Below are 23,040 nucleotides of genomic sequence, written 5' to 3' on the forward strand. Positions count from 1 at the left end.
TCAGACACGGGTCAGCTCCCGGGTGCCCAGCAGCCCGGCCGGGCGGACGAGCAGGATGACGATCATGACGAGGAAGGGCGCGACGTCCCCGATCCCGCGGCCCAGGAAGGACAGCTCGCTCTGGTAGCCGGTGGCCAGCGACTCGGTGACGCCCACGATCAGCCCGCCCACCAGGGCCCCGGTGGTGGAGTCCAGCCCGCCCAGGATCGCCGCGGGGAACGCCTTCATGGCGGCGGAGGCGGTGGTCCGGTCCAGTCCCGGGGTGGGGAAGACCGCCAGGAACAGCGCGGCGACCGCGGCCAGCGCCCCGGCGACCGCCCAGGCGCTCAGCGACACCCGGCTCAGCCGCACCCCCATCAGCGCGGCGGTCTCCCCGTCCTCGGCGGCGGCCCGCATGGCCACGCCCCAGCCGGTGTACTTGAACGCCAGCAGGAACGCGGTGATCAGCGCGGCCGCCACCACCAGGGCCACCACCCTGGTCTGCGCGATGGACACCGGCCCCAGGTGCACCACCCGGCTGCCCCACGGGTCGCCCATCGCCAGCACGTCGGTGCCGATCCGCCGGGTCAGCTCGGTGACCAGGACGATGTCGACGCCGATGGTGACGATCGCCAGCACGCTGTGCGAGGCGGCCTTGGAACGGCGGATCACGCAGAACTCGATCAGCGCGCCCAGCAGCGCCGCCGCGGCGATGCCCGCCGCCAGCGCCGCCCAGAACCCGATCCGCGGGTGCAGCTCGGCCACGATGAAGCCGCCGGCCAGCAGCAGCGAGGCGTGCGCGAAGTTCACCACCTCACTGGCCTTGAAGATGATCACGAACCCCAGGGCGATCAGCGCGTACACCGCCCCGATGGACACGCCGTTCAGCAGCAGTTCGGCGAAGGTTGTCACGTCCCCTCCTTGCGGAGCGCGGCGCCTTCGTCGCCGGCGGCGCCCAGGTAGGCGCGGATGACCTCGGGGTCGCGCTGGACCTCGGCGGGGGTGCCGTCGGCGATGCGGCGGCCGAAGTCCAGCACGGTGACCGCGTCGGCCAGCCGCATGACCATGCCCATGTCGTGCTCGACCAGCAGCACCGAGATGCCCAGGTCGCGCCGGACGGCGGAGATCAGCGCGGCCATCTTTCGCCGCTCGCCGCCGTTCATCCCGGCCACCGGCTCGTCCAGCAGCAGCAGCTTGGGCTCCATGCACAGGGCGCGGGCCAGCTCCACCCGCTTTTGCACCCCGTACGGCAGCAGCCCCACCGGCATCGGCAGGTATTCGCTCAGCCCGACGAAGGCGGCGATCTCGGCGACCCGGGCCGAGTGGGCGGCGGCCTCGCGGCGGGCGCGCGGCAGGCGCAGCCCGGCCGACAGGAACCCGGTGCGGGTCAGCCGGTGCCGGCCCAGCATCAGGTTGTCGGCCACCGACAGCAGCGGCGACAGCGCGATGTTCTGGAAGGTGCGGGCCACGCCGAGCGCGGCGATCTTGTGCGGGGGCAGCCCGGTCAGTTCGGTGCCGCCGAACTTCACGCTGCCAAAGGTGGCCTTGTAGACGCCCGACAGCACGTTGAAGCAGGTGGACTTGCCCGCTCCGTTGGGCCCGATGAGGGCGTGGATGCTGCCCGGACGCACGGTGAAGCTCACCGAGTCCAGGGCCACCAGCCCGGAGAACCGGACGGTGACGTCCCTGACCTGCAGCTCGGCAGGCGCGCTCATGGCGTCCACCTGCTCAGCGCCGGACGGGCGCTCTCCTCGGCCCGCTCCTCCTCGCCGGGGCCCGTCTCGCCCAGGTAGCGGCGGCGCACTTCGTCGCTGGCGGCCAGCTTTGCGGCCGGGCCGGACATGGTCACCTCGCCGACCTCCAGCACGTAGGCGTGGGAGGCCAGCGACAGCGCCAGCGCGGCGTTCTGCTCCACCAGCAGCACGGTGGTGCCCTGGGCGTTGATCTCGCGGATGGTGTCGGCGATGCGGGCGGCCATCAGCGGGGCCAGCCCGAGGGTGGGCTCGTCCAGCAGCAGCAGGGAGGGCCGGGCCATCAGCGCCCGCCCGATGGCGAGCATCTGCTGCTCACCGCCCGACAGCAGCCCGGCGCGCTGCCCGGCCCGCTCGGCCAGCACCGGGAACAGCTCCAGCACCCGCCTGCGGGCGGCGGCCGCCGCCTTGCGCCCGCGCACGCCCAGCGCCCCGGCGCGCAGGTTCTCCGCCACGGTCATCCGGGTGAAGATCCGCCGGCCCTCGGGCACCTGGGTCACGCCGCGGGCCACCACCGCCGCCGGGCTCAGCCCCGACAGCCGGCGGCCGGCGTATTCGATCTCGCCGGCGCTGATGGTGCCGCGGTGAAAGCGCAGGGTTCCCGAGATCGCGCGCAGCAGCGTCGATTTGCCCGCTCCGTTGGCGCCCAGCACGGCCACCACCGAGCCGGGCGGGGCCTGCAGCGACACTCCGCGCAGCGCCCGGACCGGCCCGTAGCCGACGTGCAGGCCGCTGATGCGCAGGCCGCCGGCGCCGTCGGGGGGCAGGGGCTCCTCGGCGTCCATCCAAGATCCTCCGTGGGGTGTGTGGTACGACACACAAACCCGCGGCCGAAAGGGGCGTCCAGACTCCGGCGGCAACTGGAGACCGATGCACATCCGCACGTCGGGAGGGGTTGCGGGGGACTGTGCGGATGCACAACGCTGGGATAACTTTTTCGGCCGAACGACATTCGGTTTGGGAGGGCCTCGTGCCGAGTCCGGTACTGACCCGAGCAGAGATCCGCACGGTGATGCGGACGGTGGCCGCCCGGCTGCTGGAGCAGGTTCCCCAACTGGCCGACCGGCTGCTGACCGAGCTGCGCTCCACCGAGAACGCCTACCGCCGGATCCCCGAGGCCGAGCACCGCCGGGACCTGGAGCAGGGGTTCCGCGCCGGCATCGGCGCGGTCATGCAGGCCTGGCCGGAGCGGCGCGACCTGTCCCACGCCATGGAGGTCGGCGCCCGCCGCGCCGAACAGGGCGTCCCGCTGGACTCACTGCTGCGCGGCTACCGGCTGGCCACCCAGATCACCTGGGAGGCCATGGTGGACGTGGTGACCGCCGAATACCCCGAGGCCGCCGCCGCGCTGCTGCGCGGGGCGGGACGGCTGTGGCACGGCGTCGACCGGCAGGCGGTGGTCGCCGCCGACGCCTACCGGCGCCGGGAGAGCGAGCTGCGCAGCCGCCGCGCCGAACGCGCCCAGGCCCTGCTGGACGCGCTGCTGGAGGGCCGCGCCGACACCGCGGTGGTGCGGGACGCCGCGGCCGCCCTGCAGGTGCCGCAGTTCGGCCGCTACCTGGTGGTGGCCACCCGCGCCGACGGCTGCGCCCGCCCCGAACTGTCCCGCCGTCCCGCCGAGGCGGCCGGGCTGCGGCTGCTGTGGCGCACCCGCCCCGACTGCGAGCTGGTGGTCGTCGCCCTGGCCGACCGGGACCCCGACAAGGCGCTGGCCGCGCTGCGGCCGGCGCTGCCCGGCCGGGCCGGGGTCAGCCCCGTGGTGGAGGGCCTGCCGGAGCTGAGCGAGGCCCGCCGCTACGCCGTCCTGGCGCTGCGCACCTGCCGGGAGGGCGAAGTCGTCCACCTGGACGAACGGCTCCCGGCGGTGCTCTCGGTCACCCAGCCCGACCTGGCCGAACGCCTGGTGAACGCGGTGCTGCGGCCCATCTTGGAACTCGACCCCCACGACCGGGACACCCTGCTGGCCACCCTGTCGTGCTGGCTGGAGTGCGAAGGGTCGGTGGCCCGCACCGCCGCGACCCTCTACTGCCACCGCAACACGGTCTTCAACCGCCTCCGCCGCATCGAGACGCTGACCGGCCGCTCCCCGGACCGCCCCCGCCAGGTGATGGAACTGACCCTCGCCCTCGACGCCTACCACATCCTCTCCACCCCTGAACGAGAGGCCGGCTGACACGGCCCCCGTTCGAACCGGCCCTCCGCAGGGAACAAGCCGTCAACGGCGTCCATGACCGCACAGCGGCGGCGGGACTTTCGAAACCGGTGCCTCGAAAGTCCCGCCGCCCCGTGACCTACGGCCCTACCGGGGCGGCGTCGGCGGTGATGACCTGGAATCGGGACGGCTCACTCAGGGGGCGAGATGAAACCTAAGCCGGTGAACGACACCCGCGGCGATACCGGACGGTTCGCCGAGGACGCCCGCTTCGCCGTCGAGGCCGCCCGGTGGGCCCCGTCGGTCTACAACACCCAGCCCTGGACGTTCGGGATCGGGGAGGGGCGCATCAGCCTGCGCGCCGACGCCGACCGCAGGCTGGATGTGGCCGACCCCGACGGCCGGGAGATGCTGATCAGCTGCGGCGCGGCGCTGTTCAACCTGGTCTTGGCGCTGCGCTACCGGGGGTATGCGCCGCGCGTGCGGCTGCTGCCCGAACCCGACCGGCCCCACCTGCTGGCCGATGTGGACGTGACCGAGCCCGCCGAAGGCCCCGCCGGCCCCGACGTGGTCCGGCTGTATGAGCAGGTGCGGGAGCGGCGCACCCACCGCGGCCCGTTCCGCCCCCACCAGGTGCCCGCCGGGCTGCTGGCCACGCTGCGGGAGGAGGCGCGGCGGGAGGGCGCTGCGCTGCACGTGATCACCGACGAGCACGCCCGGGCGGCGCTGGCCGCGCTGACCGGGGCGGCCGAGCACCTGGGCCGGGCCGACCCGGCCCGCAACGCCGAGATCATCCGGTGGGCGCCCCCGCCGCACAGCAGCCGGCCGGACGGCGTCCACGCCGAGGCCTACCCCCGCGAGCCCGAACGGGCCCGGCCGGACTTCCCCGGCCGGGACTTCGCCCGCGGACAGGGCTGGGGGAGCGATGCGCCCTCCGGCGACGCCGCCCGGGGAGCGGCCACCGGCGTGGTCGTCCTGCTCACCACGGCCGCAGACACCCCCGCGGACTGGCTGCGCGCCGGCCAGGCGATGCAGCGCGTCCTGCTGCGGGCCCACGCCGAGGAGGGCCTGTCGGCCGCCTTCCACACCCAGGCGCTGGAGTTCCCGGAGCTGCGGGAGGTCATCCGCACCCGGTTGTGCGACGGGGCGAACCCGCAGATGCTGCTGCGGCTGGGAGTGACCGACACCCGCTACCGGACCGTGCGCCGTCCCCTCGGCGAACTGCTCCACCAAGAGTGAGGAGCAGCGCGCGAGCCGCCGGAGGAGGGTCAGCGGGTCCGGCGGGGATTAAGCCTGGCCAAGGCGGCGTCCCACTCGGCGGCGCGCAGCCGGTCGGTGTGCTGGCGGACCAGCATGTAGGCGATCAGCAGCAGCAGCCCGGAGGCCAGCACGGCGCCGGCGGCCGTGGCGGCGGTTTCGAAGACGGTGCGCCGGTGCGAGCGGGGCGGATCGGCGGGCCGGCCCGAGTCGTCCACCCACACCCGCCTGGTCTCACCGGGGCGGATCTGCGGGCTCCACGCCGCGGCCGTCCCGGTGCGGGCCGAGCCGTCCGGCTCGGTCCAGCGCACCCGCACCACATACCGGGCCACGGCGTCGGGGCCGCCGGCTTCCGGGCGGCTCAGCGCGGTCGCCACGACCTGGTGCCGCACGGCCCGCTCCTGCCGCTCGGCCCGCACGCCGTCCTGGTAGACCGGCCCGGCGGCCAGCACCGCCACCGTGCTGCCGAGCACCACGAACAGCACCGTCAGCAGCAGCCCGGCCGACCACTGGAGCCGGTCGACGCCGCGCCGCAGCTCATTGCGATCGAAACCCAGCCGCCTGCGCAGGCGGTGCAGCCGTTCGATCGCGCCGGAAGCCCTCATGCTCTTCCTCCCCGCGTCCCCGCGCCCTCCTTGGCGTCCCCCCGACGCTAGGGCCGCAAGGACCTTCCAGGTCAGGGCCGGGTTTCCCGACACCAAGGGACCAAAGTCCCTTTGCCCCGTCTCGGGGACGGCTCACCGAAGACGCGAAAACGGCGTGCAAGTGATCTCGGCTCGGCTGCGCGCGGCGGCCCGTCCCCGCGCCCCGGCGATCTCCTCCTGCGCCGGCAGCGGCGTGACCAGCGGCGAGTCGAGCCCGGCGGTGACCGCCCGGCGCAGCGCCCCGGTGAAAGGCGGCCGGCCGTCCGGGCCGGGCCTGCGGCACCTCGGCGAGCATCTGGTCGTCGGCGGGGCGCGGCCGCCCGGTCGGGAACTCCCGCTCGCGGGGCTGCGGCCCGCCGCGCACCGGCTCGTGCAGCGGTGCGATCCCCTGCGCACCGGGCGCCGCCGTCCGCACCTGCCCGGCGATCGACAAGGCGGTGGACCGGGGCGACTTCGACGAGATCGCCGTGCACGGGCTGCCCGCCCACGACCTGTTCATCCAGGCGCTGCTGGACCTGGGATTCCGGTTCGAGAAGTCCGACACCGAGTTCGCCGAGTTCGAGCTCACCAAAGGGATGCACACCCTGCCGTGCTCCCAGCAGCTGGAATTCTTCTTCCCCGCGGGGTACGGCGGGTGGAGCCACCAGAACCTGGAAATAGGCGTCCTCACCGGAGCCGACTCATTCCACCTGATCATCGGCCCCTACGGTCCCTACCGGTTCGAGTACGAGGGACTGACCGAGGAATTCTTCCCCCAGTGGCTGGAGGAGCACTTCCGTTCCCAGTGGGGAGTGGGCGGGTAGCAGCCGCTGCGGCTTTTGAGCACGTCCACGAGGCCGACGACGACCTCGCCGGGAGCAAGACCGAAGCCACACGGCGGCCTTCTGGGCCGCGCCGGGGGCGGTGAGCCTTTTCAACACGCCGTCCCACAGGTTGCGTGCGGGGCGGTGAGGTCAGGGGCGACGCTGTGACCTGTATGTCATGACTTCGGACGCCGCCTGGGTCTCCGTCCCGGCCCGCACGTGTTGAAAAGGTTCACTGCCAGTAGTCGCGGCGGGGGAGCCGCAGCCACACATCGGGTGGGCCGGTGACCGCGCGGGCGTCGGTCAGCCGCAGGCCCGCGTAGGCGCACGCGTACCCCACCGCATCGTCCTGATAGAGGAAGGACAGCAGGACCTCCCGAGAGGAGGCGTCAGGGCCGGGAGGGGCGCCGGGAATCAGATCCCAGTCCTCCAGCACGCCGTCCCGGCAGATGCTGCCCTGATCGCCGCTCTTGGGATTGGCGTACATCCCGTAGCAGACGGTGCCCGCCGACAGCGCCTTCAGCACCCCGGGCATCTGCGGGGCGTACCCCCACGGCTGGGTGATGACGCACCCGCCGGACACGTCGGTGGCGCCCACGATGGTCAGGCCGTCCTCCCCGTCCAGCCGGTGGGACCACGGATCGGCCAGGAAGGAACCGGGACCGGTGTCGGTGATCGGCGTGGCCTGCAGCCGCCGCGCGGCCTCGGCCGCGTCGATACCGGCCACGCACGCCACGCCCATGCCGATGTAGTCGGAGACATCGCCCAGCACGGCGACCATGCGCCGGGCCTCGGCCACCGCGGCGGACTCGGCGGGCGACAGGCCGCTTCGCCCTTCCGGCAGGGGGAACAGGTCGGGGTTCGGGCCGGCCAGGGCGAGCCGTCCGGGCGGCCAGCCGGCCATCATCGGCCGCCACGGGTCGGCGCCCGCCTCGGCCAGCACGCGGGCGTTGCCGTAGCAGCGGGCGAAGACGGCCTCCCACAGCGCCGTGCGCCCCATGTACTCGGCGTCGATGTCACGGGCCCGCGCGGCCAGCTCGGCGACCGCCTCCGGGGACCCCAGCTCGGCCGCCACGTGCAGCACCGGCCGGCCGCCCCAGATCCGGGCGTCGGGATCGGCCCCCGCCTCCAGCCGGGCGCGGATGGTGTCCGGATCCTCCCAGTCCCACCGGGCCACTCCCGTCCAGTCGTTCTTCTCAGCGGCCATGGCGCCCCCTGGGGTCCACGCACCCGACAGCATGATCATTTTCAACCTACCGTTTCTTTGTGGCGGCGCGCGAGCACCTCACGGCCAGGGCTGCGGTGTTTCCTGAGGGGGCCTTAGGGAGACGGAAAAAGAACCCTTCGCGCATCGGGGCGGACCCCGGCGCTATTAATTCCGCCGACGTTCACCCGATGGATGGAGAATTCTGTCCAACACCCGTCCTCAAAACTCTGGGAGCAGAAGTCTTGAAAGCACGTCCTACCCGTAGGTGACCTGAGGAAACAGGGTGGTGAACGAGTTCGGCGGCGGAGAAGCGGCATGAGCGCCCGAAAGGAGGGGCCGCGGCGGGAAGGACGCGGCACGCGACGCCGCCGGACCGGGCCTGCGCTGCAGCATCAGTGAACCTTTTTCAACACGTGGTCTTGGGCGCCGCAGACGGGAGCCCTTGCGGCATCCAAGGTCACGACGTTGCAGGTCACGGCATTGCCGCCGGCTCCATCTGCGGGAACGTCGTGTTGAAAGAGGTTTGGTGACGACCGGCACCGGCTCGCCTTGGACGGCCTCCCCGCCGCCGCGTGAGGATCCCAGGGCGCGGCGGTCAGCGCTCGCGGACCAGCAGCGGCTGGGTGACCTCGCCGAGATAGCCGGTGAGGTCGCTCATGGTGGCGTGCGCGACGCCCAGCCCGTCGTCGGACAGGCGGGTGCGGGCGGCCATGTGCACCCACTCGCCCTCGGGAAGGCGCCCCAACGTGGCGGTCATGGTCGGCGGGATGGACAGCCACTGCCGCATCGGCAGCGCCAGGGATATCCCGTTGGCCGAGTCGGCGACGATCAGCGCCCGCGCCAGGCCGGTCGGCTTCTCCCCGGCGATCAGGGGGATGCGCACCCGCGTCCACACCTCCGCATGGCCGGAGGTCTCGCCGAGGCCGTGGGTGTGCCGCCACTCGATGGCCTGGCCATAGCCCCAGCCGTCCAGGTCGGGGTCGTGCCAGTCCTCCTGGGCCTCAGGCAGCGGCGGCGGCGGGTCGAACGGGGCGCCGGCGGCCGGGGGCGTCGGGCCGGTGGCGATGTGCCAGGCGCGGGCGATCACCGCCGGCCGGTCGTCGACGATCATCGTCGCCTCCGCCAGCGCGATCTGCCGTCCCGGACGCAGCGTGGACACCTCGATGCGCAGCCGGCGGCGCGGGATGGGGCCGAGGAAGTCCACCGAGATCCGGGCCAGCCGCATGCCGGGTGCGGCGGCGGCGTCCAGCTCGTGCGCCAGCAGCGCCGTGGGCGGCCCGCCGTGCTGGGCGTCGGGCGACCACGGGCTTTCGGTGGCGCGGGTGGGCTCGTAGCGGCCGTCCCCGAGGGGCAGATAGAAGGCTTCCGGCAGATCGCTCATGGGACGATTTTTGTGCATGCCGGAATCTGCGTTGACCGGCGGCCCCTCCTCGCGCCGTCCACGAAGGGCGCAGGTCAGCGCACCGCCGGGACGAGGGCGCGCTCCTTCAGCAGGGCCAGCGCCCCCTCCACGGCCTGCCGGACCCGCACCGGGTCGGTCTCGGTGACCACCACCCCGTAGACCATGCGCTGGGCCAGCAGCACGTCGTCGGCGGTGAGCGCGGGGTCCACCAGCCCGGCCGCCCGGGCGCGCGGCAGCGTCGCCTCCACCAGCGCCAGCAGCCGCCGGTCGTCCCCCCGGTCGGGCAGGGCGCGCCGGGCGTCCACGACCATCTCCACGAACGCCGACTCGGCGATGGTCATCTCCAGCAGCCGCGACCACAGCCGCCCGAAGGCCCCCTCGCCCGGGTCGGCGGCGATGGCCTCCAGCTCGGCGAAGTTCTCCTCGAACACCGCGAACGCCAGGTCCAGCCGGGTGGGGAAGTGCCGGTACAGCACCCCCTGGCCGACCCCGGCCTCCCGGGCGATCGTGCTCAGCGGCACCCGGTAGCCGCGTTCGGTGAACAGACGGCGGGCGGCGTCCAAGATCGCGCGGCGGTTGCCGGCGGCGGCGGCCGGACCTCGATTGCCCCTGCGTGACGTGGCGGGCACATCCGCAGCATACTCTTCCGGACAAAGGTGTCCGGTTAGGTGAAGGAGCGGCCGATGTCCCAACCCGGCAACCAGTCCTTTGATCACACCTATGACGTCGTGGTGGTCGGCAGCGGCGGCGCCGGATTCGCCACCGCCCTGGGCGCCGCCGACGAGGGCCTGAGCGTGGTGATCCTGGAGGGCACCGACAAATGGGGCGGCAGCACGGCGATGTCCGGCGGCGGCCTGTGGATGCCCAACAACCCCCTCATGCGGCGGGCCGGCGTCGCCGACTCCCGCGAAGAGGCCCTGGCCTACATGGAGGCCACGATCGGCGACGTGGGCCGCGCCACCTCCCGGGAACGCAAGGAGGCCTTCGTCGACGGGGTGGACGACTTCGTCACCACGGCCGAAAAGTACGGCATGCGCTTTGTGCGCGCCACCGACTACCCCGACTACTACCCCGAGCTGCCCGGCGGCAAGATCGGCCGTTCCATCGAGGTCGAGCCGTTCGACTCCAAGCGGATCGGCCACTGGTGGGACAGCTGCCGCGCGGCCCTCCCGGTGCCGATCAAGACCGATGACGTGTGGCTGCTGTCGCGGGCCTGGTCCACCCCGGGCGGCTTCGCACGCGGCGCCCGTTTCGTGTTCCGGGCGCTGGGCGGCGTGGCGCGCGGCCGGCGCCTGGTCGGCATCGGCGCCGGGCTGGCCTGCTCGTTCCTGGAGGCGGTGGTGCTGCGCCAGAGCGTGCCGCTGTGGCTGAACGCGCCGCTGGAGGAACTGCTGGTCGACGGCGACCGCGTGGTCGGCGTCCGCACCCGGCGGCACGGCCGCCAGATCACCGTCGGCGCCCGGCGCGGCGTCATGCTCGCCGCCGGCGGTTTTGAGCACAACGCCAAGTGGCGGCGCAAGTACCAGGGCATCGACGGCTCCCCCTCCGGCAACCCCGGCAACCTCGGCCGCGCCATCGAGCTGGCCCAGTCCGTCGGCGCCGCCCTGGAACTGATGGACGAGGCCTGGTGGGGCGCCTCGGTGGCCCCCGTCCCCGGCGGCACCCCCGCCTTCATCGTCGGCGAGCGCTCCCTGCCGTACTCGATCATGGTGGACGCCAAGGGCGACCGCTTCGCCAACGAGTCCGAGTCGTACGTCGATTTGGGCCACCACATGCTCGAACACGACAAGGACGGCCCCTACTGGCTCATCGCCGACGCCCGGCACGCCCGCCGCTACATGCGCAGCTTCGCCATGGACCCCCGGGTCAACAAGGCCATGGCCGAGGCCGGGATCATGGTGAAGGCCGCCACGCTGGGCGAGCTGGCCGTCCGGATCGGCGTGGAACCGGCCCGCCTGCAGGCCACCGTCGAACGCTTCAACGGCTTCGCCCGCTGCGGCATCGACGGCGACTTCGGCCGCGGCAACTCCGCCTACGACCGCTACTACGGCGACCCCACCGTCCGCCCCAACCCGTGCCTGGGGCCGCTGGAGAAGCCCCCGTTCACCGCGTTCAAGGTCGTCATCGGCGACCTGGGCACCAAGGGCGGCGTGGTCACCGACGCCGACGCCCGCGCCCTGCGCGAAGACGGCTCGGTCATCGAGGGCCTGTACGCGGCGGGCAACACCTCCGCCTCGGTCATGGGCCGCACCTACCCCGGCCCGGGCTCCACCATCGGCCCCGCCACCGTCTTCGGCCTCCGCGCCGCCCGCCACATGGCCCGCAACCGCACCTGACGAACCGCCCGCAAAGGCCATGAGTCTTTTTCAGCATGCCGTCCCCGCAGGTCACATGCGGGGACAGCGCAGTCAGGACGGAGCCGTGACCTGCGATGTCATGACCTTGAGGACCGCTTGGGCCTCCGTCCCGGCCCGCTGAGAGCGCATGTTGACAAGGCTCGCTGGACGGCCCCTCCCGTTCTCGGGGAGGGGCCGTCCAGCGTATGGGCTGGGAGAAGCACCTCGTTCGGAGCGCGGCGTCCTCGGCCGGCTGTCCGGGCTTCCGGCCTTCATGAGCCTTCCAGTACGGATGGGGGCACCTTGCCGGCGTAAAAGCGGATCTTGTTGCTGCGCGGCCGGTAGACCGTGACGGTCAGCCGGAAGGGCTTGCCGTCCTGGTCGTAGGCGGTGCGGGAGTGCTCGATCACGGCCAGGCTGTCGCGGGAGAGACCGAAGAACTCCGCCTCATCGCGGTGCGGGGGCCGGGCGTCGAACTCATCCAGGTAGCCGACCTGCACGAAACCGAGCTCGGCCAGGTAGGCCACATGCCCTTGCTCGATGTCCTCCCCGTTCAGCAGCAGGGGAGCTTTGAGGGCCAGTTCCAGGGTGAAGTAGGAGTACTGCAGGGAGTTGGGCTCCCCGTCGATGAAGCGCCGCTGCTTGCGCTGCACGATCTGCACCCGCTGGTCCGGGGGGAGCCCGAAGGCCTCCAGCTGCCAGGGCTCGGCCGGGCCGACGGTGACCTCCGGCAGGTCCCAGGTGGCCTGAAAGCCCTGGCGTTCGGCCTCCTGCCGAAACGCCCGGCCCTCCCCGCCGCCCATCCGGGATTCGGCCGGCACCTGCGGCATGTCCAGTTCCCGGTCGTTGAGGGTGATGGTCAGCGGTCTGCGGCGGGGCAGCACGAAGGTGCCCTCCCGGGGGCGGGTCTGGACCCGGCCGCTTTTGCGCAGCTCGCTGAGGGCGTCTTTGACCGTGCTCGTGGAGACCTTCCACCTGGCCGCCAGTTCGCTTTCGGTGGGCAGCCGGTCACCGGCCTTGAGCGTGCCTTCCTCGATCTGCCGTTGCAGGTCTTTGGCGATCTGGAGGTACTTGGGCAGGGCGTCCGCCATGATCGACTCTCATTCCCATCAGAGGCGCGGAACCCATCAGAGGGGTTGGTTCCTCTGTCGGGTTTTACCGCTCTTGCTTGGGAGGCATTCCTCGTCAAAAGACCTGAAGGGAAGTCCACAGGAGAGCTCGTGGAGAGGCGGGCCGGTGTGCTCACTCAATGCCCCGTGCCCTGCTCGGGCGACCCCACGCTGCCCAGGTCGGGAACCGGCTTCGGAGCACGCCCGTGAACTGCGGAAACGGTCTTCTGAAGAAGAGCGGGACCTTCTTTCCGAGTGCGGTGATCAGCCTTCGCCCCCGAGCGTCGGGGAGTCTTTTCAACAGGTGGCCCTGGAGGGCCGGGACGGGGCTTCGGCGGTGTCCGAGGCCACGGCATCGTCCCTGACTGCGATGTCTCCGTATGCGTCCTGCGGGAACGGTGCGTTGGAAACCAGCGCACACCGACAGTGGACGCTGTCCAGGGGAGGAGCAGGCCTGGGGAAGCGACACGCCCATCCGCTTGGAACCGCTGGATCTTGATCGGTGCGCAACAGGGTTTCACGACGGGACGGGGCACGCACCCATGTCGCACGGCCTTCCGGAGGCCTCTCGGCCCTGGCGGGCCGCCACCAGGGCTTCTGTTTTCCAGCGGCGCCGATCGCCGGGAAACGCCAACGTGCCGTGCGCGATGCCGAACTCGCCGGCATCACGCTGTGGTGAATGTTTCGCGGTGTTTTTGGCGGAGGAGTTCTTTTTGGACTTTGCCCATCGCATTGCGGGGGAGTTCCGCCTCGATGAAAACGCGCTTGGGCTGCTTGTAGCGGGCCAGTCTCCCGTTGAGGGCGTCGATGATCGAGTTCGGGTCGAGTTCGGCTCCCGGCAGGGGGGTGACGATCGCGATGACCCCTTCGCCGAAGTCGGGGTGCGGGACGCCGACCACGGCGCTCTCCTTGACGCCCGGCAGGGAGTCGATCTCTGTTTCGACCTCTTTGGGGTAGACGTTGTAGCCGCCGGAAATGATGAGGTCCTTGCTCCGGCCGACTATGTGGATCTGGCCTTCGGCGTCCAGCATGCCCAGGTCGCCGGTGATGAAGAAGCCGTCCGGGCGCATGTCCTGCGCGGTCTTGTCCGGGGCCCGCCAGTAGCCGTCGAAAAGGTTGGGGCCGCGCACCTCGATGACGCCGATCTCGCCGGCCGGCAGCACCTCGCCCGTCGCCGGGTCGGCTATCCGCACCTGGACGTCCGGCAGAGGGAAACCGACCGAACCGGGACGGCGCTCCCCGTGGTAAGGGTGCGAAGAGATCACCAGGGTCTCGGTCATGCCGTAGCGTTCCAGAATGGCGTGACCGGTCCGCTCTTTGAAACGCCGGTGGGTTTCGGGCAGCAAGGGCGCCGAACCCGACACGAACAGCCGCACGCCCTTCACCGCGGCCCGGTCCAGCTCCCGCCGTTCGAGAAGCCGCGTGTAAAAGGTCGGCACCCCCATCATCACCGTGCAGCGGGGCAGCCAGGCCATGACCTGGGCCGCGTCGAACTTCTTCAAAAAGACCATGGAGGCGCCCGCGGCGAGCACCGTGTTGGTCGAGATGAACAGGCCGTGGGCGTGGAAGATCGGCAGAGCGTGCAGCAGCACGTCCTCAGGGCCGAATTCCCAGATCCGGGCGAGGGCCGCCGCGTTCGAGGCGAGCACCCGGCGGCTGAGCACGGCCCCCTTCGGCCGTCCGGTGGTCCCGGAGGTGTACAGCATCGCGGCGGGGGCGTCCAGGTCGAACCGGGCCTGCTCGCGGTGGGGCGGGGCCGTGCGCGCGGCGGCCGAAAGCGTGCCGCCGTCCCCCAGCGTCTCGACCGGCACCCCGGGCGCCACGGCCTTGGGACGGTCGGCCTCCTGGTCCAGGACGAGCAGGGCGGGGTCTGCGTCCTGGAGGAAGTACTCCAGCTCGGCCGGGGTGTAGGCGGTGTTCAGCGGGGTGTAGATCGCGCCGATCCGCAGGCACGCCAGGCACAGCGCCAGCGCCTCGGGCGACTTGCCGGCCTGCACGACCACCCGGTCGGCCGCCTTGACGCCGGCCTGCCGCAGCGCCCCGCCGTAGCCGGCCACCAGCTCGTCGAAGTGGCCGTAGGTCAGGGCCGAGCCGTCCTCCAGCAGCAGGAACCTTCGGTCCGGGCTGCGATCGGCGTGCGTTGAGAGCCACTCGTCGGGCCCTTTGAGCATCGTGCTTCCTCCATCGCGCCCGTCATGACCTGGTCGGCTCCTATGATGATGGCTCGCCGATCAAGTCAACGAGAGGGAGTGCATGGCCACCAAGGTCGTCCTGGTCGACGACATCGACGGGCACGAAGGGGAGGACGTCGCCAAGCGGGATTTCGAGGTAGCCGGCGCCCAGTTCACCATCGACCTGGGGGACGCCAACTACAAGAAGCTCACCGAGGTGCTTGAGGCGCTCGCCCCCTACCTGGAGAAGGCGACCACCGTCAAGCGCGCCACCCGCGCCCGCAAGAGCGCCGACGCCGCTCCTCGGCTCCGGGGTTACTCCAACACCGATGTCCGCCAGTGGGCCCAGGCCCAGGGCATCGAGCTCAGCGAGCGGGGCAAGATCCCCGACGAGGTCTACGAGCAGTTCATCGCTGCTCACCCGGACGCCAAGCCCGAAGGGTGAATCTCACCGCCCGTTCCTGATCCGGCGGCCCTCTCTTCCTGACGCGCGGATCACGGGCACCCGCTGACGTCCTCCCCCGCCGTGGGGAGGACGTCAGCGGCGGCCGGTGCCGAGAGCGCCCGGCCGCGACGACGATCGACACGACCCGGCTGACGGAAAACCCACCCGGCCCCTTTTCGGTTTGAACGGACGTTCAGCACCGGCGGTGGTGCGCTCACCGGGCCGGACACAGCCGCATCCCCGGGACGGCAGGGCCTGGGACTGCTTCGGACGTCTCGTACCGAATCCGGCGATGCAGATCTGGCCCGGGCGGCCGGGACCGCCGCATGCGAAGGGGATGCATCCCACCGAACCTTTCCGCCGCACCGTCTCCGCAGGTCGAGACGGGGACGTCGCAGCGCCGGACACCTGCAAGACCCCGTCCGCGGCGTCTTGGGCCATGCGTTAAAAGGGGCCAGTGAACCTTTTTCAACACGTGGTCCAAGGCACCGGGGACGGGAGCCCCGATGGCCTCCACTGCCGCGACGTTGCAGGTCACGGCATCGTCCCAGACTGCGATGCCCCCGTCCCGACCTGCGGAGACGGCGTGTTGAAAAAGGTTCAGTGAAAAGGCTCACCGCAAGGCGCATGTCGGCCGGGCTTTCGGTGGACCCCGTATATGTTGAGCGGGTGTTCAAGGCGACCATAGACTGAGGCGCGAGCATGGAGGCGGTGGTGGAGTCGACCGGGAAACGACGGCGGTCCGCGGCCGCCTCATCGGGCAACAGCGTGGTGCTGCCCGGCGACGACCCCACCGCGGCCGCGATCCTGCAGGCGGCCGTGGAGGTGATGGCCCGGCACGGCTACCACGGCACCTCGGTGCGCGACCTGGCCGAGGCCGCCGGGGTCAGCCCGGGGCTGATCTACCACCACTTCGGCTCCAAGCACGACCTGCTGGTCACCATCCTGGACCGCTGCATGGACCGCCTGGTGGAGAGCACCGAGGAGGCCCTGTTCCACGCCGGGGACGACCCCGCCGACCGGCTGCGCGCCATCGTCGGCCAGCACGTGCTGGCCCACACCCGTTTCCGCCGCGAGAGCCTGCTGGGCAACACCGAGCTGCGCAGCCTCTCCCCCCAGGCCCGCCGCCTGATCGTCGCCAAACGCGACACCCAGCAGCGCATGTTCGACCGCGTCGTCCGCGACGGCGTCGTGCGCGGCGTGTTCACCACGCCCCACCCCAAGGAGGCCTCCCGCATGATCGTCACCGCCTGCACGGCCGTGGCGACCTGGTTCCGGGAGACCGGCCCCCAGACGCCGGAGGAGATCGCCGCCATCTACCAGCGCATGGCCCTCGATACGGTCGGCTACCGGGAGCCCCACGCCCTCTCCTGAACCGCCGACACGGGGCTTTTGAACGGCTGCCGTTCAAGCGGGGAGCAACGTTCACCGTCCGGCGAAGCGGGCCGGGAAACCCCCCTAGGGCCGGTGTGCGGCCTTCGAGGTGGGTGGCTGGAGGGGGCCGGAGTTTTCTGGGCTGCTGGCGCGGGGCCGCTGGACCGGCATGCGGCCGCCCCTGGGACCGGGAGCGGCGTTCAGCGTCCGGTGAAGCGGGGCTTGCGGCGCTCCAAGAACGCGGCGACGCCCTCGGCGCGCTCTTCGGGGGCGAAGCGCTCCTCCAGTGCCGCCCGTGTGGCCTGCAGGTGCTCGCGCAGGCCGGTCGCCGTCCCCTCCAGCACCAGCCGCTCGATCCGCCTCAGCGCGAACGCAGAGGATCCGGTGATCGCGGCGGCCAGTTCCCGGGCCGCCCGGGGCAGCTCCTCGGGCTCGACGACCCCGGTGACGAAGCCGGGCTCCAGCGCCTCCCGCACCTGCAGGTCGGCGCCGGTGTCCAGCAGCCGCAGAACCCGATCTGCCGGGGCGTCGGCCAAGTGCCCGCCCCGGTGTCGGACACCGGGCCGCGGTGGGCGAAGTTCCACCGGGAGCGCGCCCGGGTCGAGGCGATGCGCAGATCGGCCTGAGCGGCGAACTCGGTGCCCATGCCGTCCACGGCGGTGGTCACCGACTTCGGGCAGCCCATCAGCAGCGGCACCCCGGAGCGCCTCGATGCGTCCCCGGTCCGCGTGGGAGCGGGAGGCCAGGTCGATCCCGGTGCAGAAAGCGCCCGGCACACCCGTGACCAGCACGACGGCGACCTCGGGGGCGGCGCCGGCGCGGGCGATGCGGCCGCAGAACTCCTCCGGCATCGCATGCGTCATGGCGCCGGGCTGTCCGGACGGTCGATGGTCACGGCGGCGATGCGGTCGGCCGCCTCGTGGCGGATCCCTCTCCAGGGGCCCCTGCCCTCTTCCCCGGCGTCGGCGGCGGTGCCATGCTAACTGAACGATCGTTCAGGAGGGATTGTGGATTTCGAGCTTCCCGAGCGGCTGGTCCGGCTGCTGGCCGATCTCGACGACTTCATTGAGCGGGAGATCAAACCGCTGCAGGAACAGGACGACAACGAGCGCTTCTTCGACCATCGCCGCGAGTACGCCCGCACCGACTTCGACAACGGCGGCGTGCCGCGCCGGGAGTGGGAGGAGCTGCTGGAGGAGATGTTCCGGCGCGCCGACGCGGCCGGCTGGCTGCGCTACGGCCTGCCCAAGGAGGCCGGCGGCTCCGGCGGCAGCAACCTGGACATGGCGGTGATCCGCGAGCACCTGGCGCGCAAGGGCCTGGGCCTGCACAACGACCTGCAGAACGAGGCCTCGGTGGTGGGCAACTTCCCGTTCGCCCACATGCTGCTGGAGTTCGGCACGCCCGAGCAGATCGAGGAATTCCTGGAGCCGATGCTGGCCCGCAAAAAGCGCATCGGCTTCGGCCTCACCGAGCCCGACCACGGCAGCGACGCCACCTGGATGGAGACCACCGCGGTCCGCGACGGCGACGACTGGATCATCAACGGGGTCAAGCGCTTCAACTCCGGCATGCACTCGGCCACCCACGATGTGGTCTTCGCCAGGACCTCCGGCAAGCCCGGCGACGCCGGCGGCATCACCGCCTTCATCGTCCCCACCGACGCCCCCGGCCTGACCGTGGACTTCCACTGGTGGACGCTCAACATGCCCACCGACCACGCCGAGGTGACCTTGCGGGACGTGCGCGTGCCGAACTCGGCGATCCTCGGCGAAGAGGGCGAGGGCCTGGCGGTGGCCCAGGCGTTCGTGCACGAGAACCGCATCCGCCAGGCCGCCTCCAGCCTGGGCGCCGGCCAGTACTGCATCGACCGCAGCGTCGAGTACGCCCTGCAGCGCAAGACCTTCGGGCAGCCGCTGGCCACCCGGCAGGCCATCCAGTGGCCGCTGGTGGAGCTGCAGACCGAGGCGGAGATGCTGCGCTGGCTGATCCGCAAGACCGCCTGGGACCTGGACCGGGTGCCGCACCTGGAGATCAGCGACAAGGTCTCGATGTGCAACTACCGAGCCAACCGCTTCGTCTGCGAGGCGGCCGACCGCGCCATGCAGATCCACGGCGGGCTCGGCTACACCCGCCACACCCCCTTCGAGCACATCTACCGCCACCACCGCCGCTACCGGATCACCGAGGGCGCCGAGGAGATCCAGATGCGCAAGGTCGCCGGCTACCTGTTCGGCTTCGCCGGCCCGCGCAAGAGGGCCCGCTGAGCGCCGCCCGGCCCGGACGGGAGGTTCGCCCGTCCGGGCCGTTGTGAACGCTCCGGAGGATTTTTCCGCATTACGGGTGGGTATAGAGAGCAGAATGCGGGCCGAAAGAAACGGCACGGCCGAGTATTGACCGCGCCGCCCGGCGCGACTTAGTGTCGAACGACCGTTCAACCGGGAGATTTTCCCAGTCTCCGGAAGGGCTGAACCATGGTCAGTGCCGTTCCCACCCCCACCGCCCCGGCGGCGTGCCCCCGCGACCTCGGCAAGGAGCGGTCGGCATGACGACCGCAGAGCACCGGACCGCCGGCGGGCTGCGCGCAGAACTGATGGCCCGCCTCACCGCCCCGGGCGCGCCCTTCGAGATCGTCGAGCGGGAGATCAGAGGCGTCCCCATGCGGGTCTACTCCGGCGGCCCGCAGACCTGGCGGGACGTGCTGCTGGCCGGCCGGGGCTTCGCCGACCGGGACTGCCTGGTCTACGGCGACCAGCGCTGGACCTATGCCGAGCACCTGCGGCAGGTGGCCGGCCTGTCCCGCCTCCTGCTGGAGGAATACGGCCTGCGCAAGGGCGACCGGGTGGCGATCGCCATGCGCAACTACCCCGAATGGTCGGTGATCTTCTACGCCGTCCAGGCCGCGGGCCTGGTGGCGGTGCCGCTGAACGCCTGGTGGACCGGTGGCGAGCTGCACCACGCGCTGGAGGACTGCGGCGCCCGGCTCATCGTCGCCGACGCCGAACGCGCCGCACTGATCGCCCCCTACCTGGCCGGCCTCGGCGACGTCCCGCTGATCGAGGTGCGCGGCGGGGCCGAACCCGCGCCCGGAGCCCGGCGCTGGGAGGACGTGCTGGCCTCCCTCGACCCGGACGCCGCCCTGCCCGAGGTGGACATAGCGCCCGAGGACGACTCCACCATCCTCTACACCTCCGGCACCACCGGATGGCCCAAGGGCGCGGTGGGCACCCACCGCAACCACTGCACCAACCTGTTCAACATGCTGCTGGCGGTCACCGTCGGCGCGATGGTCGCCAACGGCGGGCAGCCCCCGGCGCTCGACCCTGACGCCCCTCAGCCCGGCACCCTGTGCACCTTCCCGTTCTTCCACATCGCCGGCATCAGCGTGCTGGGCTTTGCGTCCCTGACCGGCGCCAAGCTGGCCTCCCAGTACAAGTGGGACCTGGCGGAGGCGCGGGAGCTGATCCGCCGCGAGCAGCTCACCTCCGTGGCGGGCGTGCCCACCGTGATGCGCCAGATCGTCGAGGACGCCGCCGCCGACCCCGCCCCCTACACCACGCTGTCGGGCGTGACCATGGGCGGCACGTCGATCCCGCCCGACCTGATCAACCGCATCGACGCCAACTTCGCCTCCGCGGTCTCCCCGGGCGCCGGCTACGGCCTCACCGAGACCACCTCGACCGTGGTGTCCAACAGCGGCGCCGACTACGTGGCGCGTCCCGACAGCGTCGGACGCTGCATGCCCGGCACCGACGTGCGGGTGGTCGACCCGGAGACCGGGCGGGACCTGCCCGACGGGCGGATCGGGGAGCTGTGGTTCCGCGGCCCCAACATCGTCCGCGGCTACTGGAACAACCCCAAGGCCACGGCCGAGGCGTTCGTCGACGGCTGGTTCCGCAGCGGCGACCTGGGCAAGGTCGAGGACGGCTGGGTGTATGTGGTCGACCGCCTCAAGGACGTGATCATCCGCGGCGGGGAGAACATCTACTGCGCCGAGGTGGAGGCGGCGCTGTTCGAGCACCCCGACGTCAGCGACGCGGCCCTGGTGGGCGTGCCGCACGAGACGCTCGGCGAGGAGGCGGTGGCGGTCGTCCAGCTGCGCCCCGGCGTCCAGCCGGGCCCGCAGGCCGCCGAGGACCTGCGCCGCCATGTCGCCGCCCGGCTCGCCGCCTTCAAGGTGCCCGCGCACGTGGTCTTCCGGGACGAGCCCTTGCCGCGCACCCCCAGCGGGAAGGTCCTCAAACGCGACCTGCGCGGCCCGGTGGCCGAACAGGTCCGCTCGGGGAAGGCGAACTAGGGCGTGTCGCCGAAGTAGCCGCACGGAGCCCGGCGGGACGCCGTCGGACACGGCCGGGCCGGGCCGGTGCTTGCGGGACCTCGGCGACAGGTCGCAAAGCGGGCCCGCGGGAACGGGAAGCCGTGCCCGCGCCGGCCGTTCCACGTGGCCGGCCCGTCCCCGCTGCGGACGGGCCGGCCACGTCCGCCCGGGCGCATGGCCGGCGGCGGCCGTTGGGACCATGAGCACGCCGGGTACGGCCACCGGGCCCGACGACTGTGAGGAGATGGATGAGCACGTCTTTGTTCGACCTGTCCGGCCACACCGCCCTGATCACCGGGGGCAACTCCGGGATCGGCCTGGGCATGGCCCACGGCCTGGCCCAGTGCGGCGCCAACGTCTGCATCTGGGGCACCAACGTCGAACGCAACGAGGCCGCGGTCCGGGAATTGTCCAAGCACGGCACCCAGGTGGCGGCGATCCGCTGCGACGTCGGCGATGAGGACTCCGTCAACGCGGCCTTCGCCGAGACGCTGGAACGCTTCGGCCGGGTCGACTCCTGCTTCGCCAACGCGGGCGTGAGCGGCATCGGCACCCCGTTCATCAAGACCTCGCTGGAGGAGTTCCGCAGGGTCTTGCGCGTCAATCTGGACGGCGCCTTCCTCACCCTGCGCGCCGCCGCGGCCCACATGGTCGAACGCGGCGGCGGTGGCGTGCTGGTGGGCACCTCCAGCGTCTCCGCCATCCACGGCGCCCCCGCCAACCAGGCCTATGCCGCCAGCAAGGCCGGCCTGGCCGCGCTGATCAGGGGATGCGCGGTGGAGCTGGCCCGCTACGGCATCAACGCCCACGCGATCGTCGCGGGCTGGACCGAGACCCCCATGGCCGCTCCCGTCCTGCACAACCCCAAGTTCGAAAGCAACGTCATGAAGCGGATGCCGCAGCGCCGCTGGGGCCGTCCCGACGACTTCGCCCGCCTGGCGGTCTACCTGGCCGGCGGCGTCGGCGGCTTCCACACCGGCGACACCATCGTGGTGGACGGCGCCTACTCCATCTTCTGACGGGCGCGGCGCTCCCTGCGGCCGAAAAACGAGCGGCCCGGGTCAGGGGCGGGGACCCGGGCCGGGGCGAGACGGCTCAAGCGTAGAGGGACCTGCCGGTCTCCAGCAGGGACTTCAGGTCGCTGAGGACCTGGCTCCAGCCGCCGCCGGCGTCCGGGGCCGCGCCGGAGACCTGGGCGGCGGTCTTCGGCGCGCCGGTGACGTCGTGGGTGACGGTCAGCCGGCAGACGCCGCTGCCGTCGTCTTCGATCTCGTAGGTCAGCCGCGTGTAGTCCTCGCCGAGGAACAGCGGCCGCCAGGTCTGCACCAGCTTGCGCGGCGGGTCGGCCTCGATGACCTCCCCGTCGATGATCACCTCGGGGGCGCCGCCGGCCTTCATCTCCTCGCTGGCCAGCCCGCGGAACGCCCCGCCGGGCCGCAGCTCGTACTCCACGGGCGCGCGGTAGCCGAACCGCACGGCCCACTCGGGCTTGGTGATGGCCTCCCAGATGGCCTCCGCGGTGGCCCGGATGTACACCCGGTACACCTGCACGGTCCTGTCGGCGGTGTCGGTCGCGGTCATGTGCTGGGCCTCCAGTTCGTGCTTGAGGTCGGCGAGCGCGGACGCCCTCCGCTCGGTGTACTTGCCGATCCACCGGTCGTGGATCAGCCGGATCGGCACCGGGTTGAGGAAGTGGAGCTTCTCCCGGCCCGACCGCCGGGTGACCACCAGCCCCGCCTCCTCCAGCACCCGCAGGTGCTTGGCCACGCCGAACCGGCTCATGTCCACCTCCGACTCCAGCTCCGTGAGCGTCCGCCCGTCCCGCTGAAACAGCAGGTCGAGCAGGAACCGCCGGGTCGGATCGGCCAGCGCCTTGAACGTCGGCTCGTCGTCGGTCACACCCCCAGAATATGAGACCTTTTGGTCACATATCAACCGTGCTTGAGCCCGGCTTCACGTGAATGGCACGTAGTAGGCCCCAAGGCCCATGGGCCGCGATGCCTGTCCCACAGGTCCCACAGGTGAGCAGGCCCTGTCGTGGGCGGCAGCCGCAGTCAGGGGCGAGGCTGGGACCTGGAAGGCCCCGGAGACC

At 71.8% G+C, this 23,040-nt stretch carries 20 protein-coding genes; 9 read left to right on the top strand and 11 right to left on the bottom strand.

The window, feature by feature from the left end; translation table 11 throughout:
- From BUE48_RS03735 to BUE48_RS03745, 3 genes are read right to left on the bottom strand one after another with little or no spacing between them, the layout of a single operon-like run.
- Entirely contained in the window at positions 1–891 is an 891-nt protein-coding gene (locus tag BUE48_RS03735) for a branched-chain amino acid ABC transporter permease (protein WP_286988838.1), read from the bottom strand.
- Positions 888–1,694 (bottom strand): ABC transporter ATP-binding protein, encoded by an 807-nt coding sequence (locus BUE48_RS03740; protein WP_012851135.1) that lies wholly within the window; start codon positions 1,692–1,694, stop codon positions 888–890. Before BUE48_RS03740 ends, BUE48_RS03735 begins: the two co-directional genes overlap by 4 nt.
- The gene (locus BUE48_RS03745; RefSeq protein WP_286988839.1) at positions 1,691–2,515 is read right to left on the bottom strand and encodes an ABC transporter ATP-binding protein; all 825 of its coding nucleotides are present in this window, start codon (positions 2,513–2,515) and stop codon (positions 1,691–1,693) included. Before BUE48_RS03745 ends, BUE48_RS03740 begins: the two co-directional genes overlap by 4 nt.
- Before the next feature lie 185 nt (positions 2,516–2,700).
- On the opposite strand from BUE48_RS03745, the gene BUE48_RS03750 reads away from it, so the two are divergent.
- Complete coding sequence (locus BUE48_RS03750) at positions 2,701–3,903, top strand: PucR family transcriptional regulator (protein WP_286988840.1); 1,203 nt, start codon at positions 2,701–2,703, stop codon at positions 3,901–3,903.
- Positions 3,904–4,104: 201 nt separating this feature from the next.
- Positions 4,105–5,121, top strand: coding sequence for an Acg family FMN-binding oxidoreductase (locus BUE48_RS03755; RefSeq protein WP_041439291.1), 1,017 nt, complete (start codon positions 4,105–4,107; stop codon positions 5,119–5,121).
- A gap of 29 nt (positions 5,122–5,150) precedes the next feature.
- Here BUE48_RS03755 and BUE48_RS03760 read toward each other — a convergent pair whose 3' ends face one another.
- Positions 5,151–5,744, bottom strand: a complete 594-nt coding sequence (locus tag BUE48_RS03760) for an Rv1733c family protein (RefSeq protein WP_012851139.1) — start codon at positions 5,742–5,744, stop codon at positions 5,151–5,153.
- 422 nt (positions 5,745–6,166) lie between these two features.
- Between BUE48_RS03760 and BUE48_RS03765 the strand changes: the two genes are divergently transcribed.
- Entirely contained in the window at positions 6,167–6,586 is a 420-nt protein-coding gene (locus tag BUE48_RS03765; protein WP_286988966.1) for a sporulation protein, read from the top strand.
- A 232-nt stretch (positions 6,587–6,818) separates the two neighbouring features.
- Here the strand turns inward: BUE48_RS03765 and BUE48_RS03770 are convergent, their stop codons facing one another.
- The 3 genes from BUE48_RS03770 to BUE48_RS03780 form a co-directional block, all read right to left on the bottom strand.
- Positions 6,819–7,793 carry an ankyrin repeat domain-containing protein gene (locus BUE48_RS03770; RefSeq protein WP_286988841.1) on the bottom strand — a complete coding sequence of 325 codons (975 nt, stop codon included), beginning with the start codon at positions 7,791–7,793 and terminating at the stop codon, positions 6,819–6,821.
- 595 nt (positions 7,794–8,388) lie between these two features.
- Positions 8,389–9,174: a thioesterase family protein gene (locus BUE48_RS03775; protein ID WP_286988842.1), complete on the bottom strand. Its 786-nt coding sequence runs from the start codon at positions 9,172–9,174 to the stop codon at positions 8,389–8,391.
- A 74-nt stretch (positions 9,175–9,248) separates the two neighbouring features.
- Positions 9,249–9,824 carry a TetR family transcriptional regulator gene (locus BUE48_RS03780; protein WP_012851143.1) on the bottom strand — a complete coding sequence of 192 codons (576 nt, stop codon included), beginning with the start codon at positions 9,822–9,824 and terminating at the stop codon, positions 9,249–9,251.
- A 54-nt stretch (positions 9,825–9,878) separates the two neighbouring features.
- Between BUE48_RS03780 and BUE48_RS03785 the strand changes: the two genes are divergently transcribed.
- Positions 9,879–11,531, top strand: a complete 1,653-nt coding sequence (locus BUE48_RS03785) for an FAD-binding protein (protein ID WP_012851144.1) — start codon at positions 9,879–9,881, stop codon at positions 11,529–11,531.
- A gap of 272 nt (positions 11,532–11,803) precedes the next feature.
- On the opposite strand, the gene BUE48_RS03790 is transcribed toward BUE48_RS03785, so the two are convergent.
- Positions 11,804–12,622: a GntR family transcriptional regulator gene (locus tag BUE48_RS03790; protein WP_012851145.1), complete on the bottom strand. Its 819-nt coding sequence runs from the start codon at positions 12,620–12,622 to the stop codon at positions 11,804–11,806.
- 683 nt (positions 12,623–13,305) lie between these two features.
- Entirely contained in the window at positions 13,306–14,811 is a 1,506-nt protein-coding gene (locus BUE48_RS03795; protein WP_286988847.1) for a malonate--CoA ligase, read from the bottom strand.
- 82 nt (positions 14,812–14,893) lie between these two features.
- On the opposite strand from BUE48_RS03795, the gene BUE48_RS03800 reads away from it, so the two are divergent.
- Both BUE48_RS03800 and BUE48_RS03805 read left to right on the top strand, forming a co-directional pair.
- Positions 14,894–15,256, top strand: a complete 363-nt coding sequence (locus tag BUE48_RS03800; RefSeq protein ID WP_012851147.1) for a histone-like nucleoid-structuring protein Lsr2 — start codon at positions 14,894–14,896, stop codon at positions 15,254–15,256.
- A gap of 714 nt (positions 15,257–15,970) precedes the next feature.
- Entirely contained in the window at positions 15,971–16,630 is a 660-nt protein-coding gene (locus BUE48_RS03805) for a TetR/AcrR family transcriptional regulator (protein ID WP_286988849.1), read from the top strand.
- Positions 16,631–16,830: 200 nt separating this feature from the next.
- On the opposite strand, the gene BUE48_RS03810 is transcribed toward BUE48_RS03805, so the two are convergent.
- Positions 16,831–17,166, bottom strand: coding sequence for an enoyl-CoA hydratase/isomerase family protein (locus tag BUE48_RS03810; RefSeq protein ID WP_286988851.1), 336 nt, complete (start codon positions 17,164–17,166; stop codon positions 16,831–16,833).
- A gap of 471 nt (positions 17,167–17,637) precedes the next feature.
- Between BUE48_RS03810 and BUE48_RS03815 the strand changes: the two genes are divergently transcribed.
- The 3 genes from BUE48_RS03815 to BUE48_RS03825 all read left to right on the top strand — a co-directional run bounded on the left by BUE48_RS03815 (position 17,638) and on the right by BUE48_RS03825 (position 21,967).
- Positions 17,638–18,897 (top strand): acyl-CoA dehydrogenase family protein, encoded by a 1,260-nt coding sequence (locus tag BUE48_RS03815; protein WP_012851150.1) that lies wholly within the window; start codon positions 17,638–17,640, stop codon positions 18,895–18,897.
- 278 nt (positions 18,898–19,175) lie between these two features.
- Complete coding sequence (locus BUE48_RS03820; RefSeq protein WP_012851151.1) at positions 19,176–20,927, top strand: class I adenylate-forming enzyme family protein; 1,752 nt, start codon at positions 19,176–19,178, stop codon at positions 20,925–20,927.
- Positions 20,928–21,196: 269 nt separating this feature from the next.
- Positions 21,197–21,967 (top strand): SDR family NAD(P)-dependent oxidoreductase, encoded by a 771-nt coding sequence (locus BUE48_RS03825; RefSeq protein WP_012851152.1) that lies wholly within the window; start codon positions 21,197–21,199, stop codon positions 21,965–21,967.
- Between the two features lie 76 nt (positions 21,968–22,043).
- On the opposite strand, the gene BUE48_RS03830 is transcribed toward BUE48_RS03825, so the two are convergent.
- The gene (locus BUE48_RS03830; RefSeq protein ID WP_012851153.1) at positions 22,044–22,847 is read right to left on the bottom strand and encodes an ArsR/SmtB family transcription factor; all 804 of its coding nucleotides are present in this window, start codon (positions 22,845–22,847) and stop codon (positions 22,044–22,046) included.
- Positions 22,848–23,040: the final 193 nt, after the last annotated feature.

This window comes from Thermomonospora sp. CIF 1 (assembly GCF_001896795.1).
Lineage (GTDB): Bacteria > Actinomycetota > Actinomycetes > Streptosporangiales > Streptosporangiaceae > Thermomonospora > Thermomonospora curvata.